The sequence below is a fragment of the bacterium genome (genome assembly GCA_040753555.1).
Taxonomy (GTDB): Bacteria; UBA9089; UBA9088; order UBA9088; family UBA9088; genus JBFLYE01.
On sequence record JBFMDZ010000222.1, the window covers coordinates 1 to 3,269 of the forward strand.

The 3,269-nt window shown below is 35.1% G+C and carries 5 protein-coding genes and 1 pseudogene; all 6 read right to left on the minus strand.

The genetic code is table 11. The features are described from left to right. Positions 1–197: 197 nt before the first annotated feature. The 6 genes and pseudogenes from pscS to AB1630_11610 all read right to left on the minus strand — a co-directional run bounded on the left by pscS (position 198) and on the right by AB1630_11610 (position 3,111). Positions 198–1,403, minus strand: a complete 1,206-nt coding sequence (gene pscS, locus AB1630_11585) for an O-phospho-L-seryl-tRNA:Cys-tRNA synthase (protein ID MEW6104434.1) — start codon at positions 1,401–1,403, stop codon at positions 198–200. Beyond that, the gene (locus AB1630_11590; GenBank protein ID MEW6104435.1) at positions 1,403–2,128 is read right to left on the minus strand and encodes a HesA/MoeB/ThiF family protein; all 726 of its coding nucleotides are present in this window, start codon (positions 2,126–2,128) and stop codon (positions 1,403–1,405) included. The genes pscS and AB1630_11590 overlap by 1 nt, the downstream gene beginning before the upstream one ends. A gap of 41 nt (positions 2,129–2,169) precedes the next feature. Next, positions 2,170–2,451, minus strand: coding sequence for a HepT-like ribonuclease domain-containing protein (locus AB1630_11595; GenBank protein MEW6104436.1), 282 nt, complete (start codon positions 2,449–2,451; stop codon positions 2,170–2,172). Further along, positions 2,451–2,588, minus strand: a complete 138-nt coding sequence (locus AB1630_11600) for a hypothetical protein (GenBank protein ID MEW6104437.1) — start codon at positions 2,586–2,588, stop codon at positions 2,451–2,453. Before AB1630_11600 ends, AB1630_11595 begins: the two co-directional genes overlap by 1 nt. 37 nt (positions 2,589–2,625) lie before the next feature. After that, positions 2,626–2,847, minus strand: coding sequence for a nucleotidyltransferase domain-containing protein (locus AB1630_11605; GenBank protein ID MEW6104438.1), 222 nt, complete (start codon positions 2,845–2,847; stop codon positions 2,626–2,628). 47 nt (positions 2,848–2,894) lie between these two features. Next, a pseudogene (locus tag AB1630_11610) lies at positions 2,895–3,111 on the minus strand (IS630 family transposase). Positions 3,112–3,269: the final 158 nt, after the last annotated feature.

Consider the following 3,269-nt stretch of genomic DNA (forward strand, 5'->3'; position numbering starts at 1 on the left):
TATGCCTTTGGCAAAATTTAAGAAACTAGATTAGAATCTTTATCTCTTTAAAGCCCTACAATGGAATGTTTTGATGGTATTTAACAAAAAAATCTACAAAGGAAAAAAAGGCTATCTTTTTGTGATGTGTTTTTGATATAATATATCCTGTTTAGAGGTAATTCTGGATAAAGGTAGCGAAATATAGGAATTTATTTTCAAACCACATTTAATCCATTATCTTTGGCTATTTCTTTAAAAGCCTGGGCTACATATTGTATTTTTTCTTTTGATAAACCGTAGGTATTGAGTTTAAAATGCTTAGTCATACCTGGCTGGATACCTACAATCCCTCGCTTTTTCAGCTCTTCATAGAGGAAATAACCACGCTTTTTATGCCTTTTCGCTACACCATCAAATCCTGATGATTCTATATGGGTTAATGTATGCTCTTTTGGTCTTGTCCCAATCTGTTTTATCCCCTCTATCTTTTCTAATTCACTAACAAGGTAGCAGACATTTTCTATCTCTTTATCCCACAGCTTTACTCTCTCTACAACATAAGGAAAGGATGCTATTAGGCTTAAAAATGGTGCTCCCATAACTGTGCAGCCAAGTAGATAACGCTCTTTGGCAGAAAACTTTCTACCTGACCAATCCCCAACTATTTCTGAACGGCTAAGAATCTTTTCAGAAACCCCTTGCTTCATTGCCAAAATGCCTGTAGGTGCGCTCGCTGCCCAGCTCTTATGTCCACTACTTACAATAATATCTACACCCATCTGCTTACCATTTATTGGCATTATTCCAGCTGTATATGCGGCATTTAAAAGAAAAGGAATGCCATATTCACGAGAGATTTCTGCTACAATACCAGGGTCATTCAGGTTGCCATAGAGATAATCTGTATGGGTTAACAATACAACAGCAGGCAATTTTCCTGTTTCATTTTTTACCTCCTCAATTTTAGTTTTATAGCTATCCAAATCCAATTTGAACTCAGGATAACCGCTATGAGGAACCTCTTTTACCCTCAAACCTGCAACCTCTGCTGCTACATAGCTAGAATAATGGGCAAGGCTATCCAAGACGACATAATCACCAGGCTTTGCCAAAGCAGAAAATGCAATCCATTTTGCCTCCCTGCAACGGGTAACCACACGGGCAACATCCATTCCAAGAAATATAGTCAAATCCTCCAGAAATTGCTTTATGGGTGGCTTCTCAATCATATCCAGCCTTGCAGACTTTGGAGGACACCAATCGCAGGTAGAATATCCATCCCCAAATTCATTTATTGCCTTCCTTGCTTCTTCGGATAGCACACCACCCCTTTGGATGGGGTGGAGATTGATACATTTATCTTCTCTAAAATCCCTCTTCAGGTCAAGGTATCTCTGAAGATGCTCTTTGGGTATTTCCATTATTTTACTCCACAAACCAGGCAATCCGGGTCTTTCTTAAGCTTTAGCTCCCTAAAGGTCATATCTATACCATTATATATAAAATACCTATTCTCAAGGAGCTTTCCAAGGGATGTGAAATATTTTATTACCTCTGTTGCCTGAATCATAGCGATTAAACCTGGGGTAGTGCCGATTACCGGGAATGTTTCCTTTGGTGGAGCCTCTCTAAATATACAATTTAGACAAACAGTTCTTCCTGGAATAATTGTTGTTGCCCTTCCTTCCAAGCCATATATTGAACCATGGAAAAGGGGAATTTTAAGGTCAAGTGCTACCTTATTTAAAATAAATCTTGTTTCAAAATTGTCCATTGCATCAAATATTCCATCACAACCATTTATAAGAGAAATGGCATTTTCTTCTGTAATCTCACCATCTATTGCCTCTATTTCAATATCAGGGTTAATGCTTTTAAGCTTTTCTATTGCTGAGGAAACCTTTGCTTTATTTATATCCTTTTCCCAATGAAGAACCTGCCTATTTAGATTAGAAAGGTCAACCCTGTCTTTGTCAATTATTTTTATTTTGCCTATACCTGCGACAGCGAGATACATAGATGCAGGGCAACCCAAACCACCAACACCTGCGACAAAAATCTTTGCCCCCTTTAATTTTATCTGATTCTCCTCTTTAAAGAGTAAAATCTGCCTTGTATATCTTATCTTCTCGCTATTGGTTAGCATTTACTAATTTCCCTATCTGTTTTACAAATATCCTTACATCATTAAGAACCTGCAATCCTTGCAAATTTATAAGCAAATGTAGGCTTTAATATCCCATTTTCACCTAAAATATCAATTGTTTCATGATAAGATTGTGAAATTTTCAATTTCTTATACTTTATTACCAGCTCTGCCAGGGATATGCAACTATCAGCCAATAAATGTAGCAATGCACCCCTGTATATTGGGTCAGCTGTAAATCGGGTTAAACATTCATTTTTAATTTTTTCAATCAAGGCAAGATATTTTTTAATCCTTCCAATCTTTTGGTAGATTTGTTCCATTAGACACCCACTATAGCCTTCCTTTGCTCCTTAAATTCAATTGCATAGTGTAAAATTTTATGTTCAAATTCTTCTCTTAAATCCTTATCGCCATCAAACAATAATATTCCATATCTTATTATTTCTTCAAGAAGCATTAGGTTGGTTGCAATATTAAGTATAACCACATCTATATCATTGTCTTTTCAAAATCCGACAAATGTCAGCGTGAATATCAAATTTTAAATTGAAATATAATTCCTTTTCTTCTTTACAAAGAAAAACAGCTACATCTATATCGCTTAAGGGGGTTAAATCATCTCTGGCTGCTGAGCCAAAAAGATATGCAAACTTGATATAATCTTTATATTTTTCAAAGACAAGATGAAGCTTATTTGCAATATTATTTAAAATCATTTTCTAAATAATACAACAATCCAAAATAAATTGCAACTAGTAGTCTACTACATTTCAATTGATGGATAAAGTTTTTTTAATTTAATGCGTGCATCAGGGGTAGTAAATCGCCAATTAACCTTTCCACTTATGTTATTTCTCTTATCTGTCCAAGCAATTACTTCTTTTTCTAATCGCTCTATATTCTCCATTCGTTCTGCCAAACACTGACGAGATAAAATACTTATTTCAATCTTAAGCCATATTTAACCAACTACCATGTCGTACGTGTTTAGCTAATGCTTAATGTATTCTAAAATTCCTATATTTCGCTACCTTTGTCCAGAATTACCTTCTAAACAGGATATATTATATCAAAAACACATCATAATAAAGATAGCCTCTTTTTTCCTTTGTAGATTTTTTTGTTAAATACCATCAAA

Coding starts and splice junctions, on each gene's coding strand:
- pscS (MEW6104434.1), bottom strand. CDS start 1,403: ATGGAAATACCCAAAGAGCATCTTCAGAGATACCTTGACCTGAAGAGG.
- AB1630_11590 (MEW6104435.1), bottom strand. CDS start 2,128: ATGCTAACCAATAGCGAGAAGATAAGATATACAAGGCAGATTTTACTC.
- AB1630_11595 (MEW6104436.1), bottom strand. CDS start 2,451: ATGGAACAAATCTACCAAAAGATTGGAAGGATTAAAAAATATCTTGCC.
- AB1630_11600 (MEW6104437.1), bottom strand. CDS start 2,588: ATGCTTCTTGAAGAAATAATAAGATATGGAATATTATTGTTTGATGGC.
- AB1630_11605 (MEW6104438.1), bottom strand. CDS start 2,847: ATGATTTTAAATAATATTGCAAATAAGCTTCATCTTGTCTTTGAAAAA.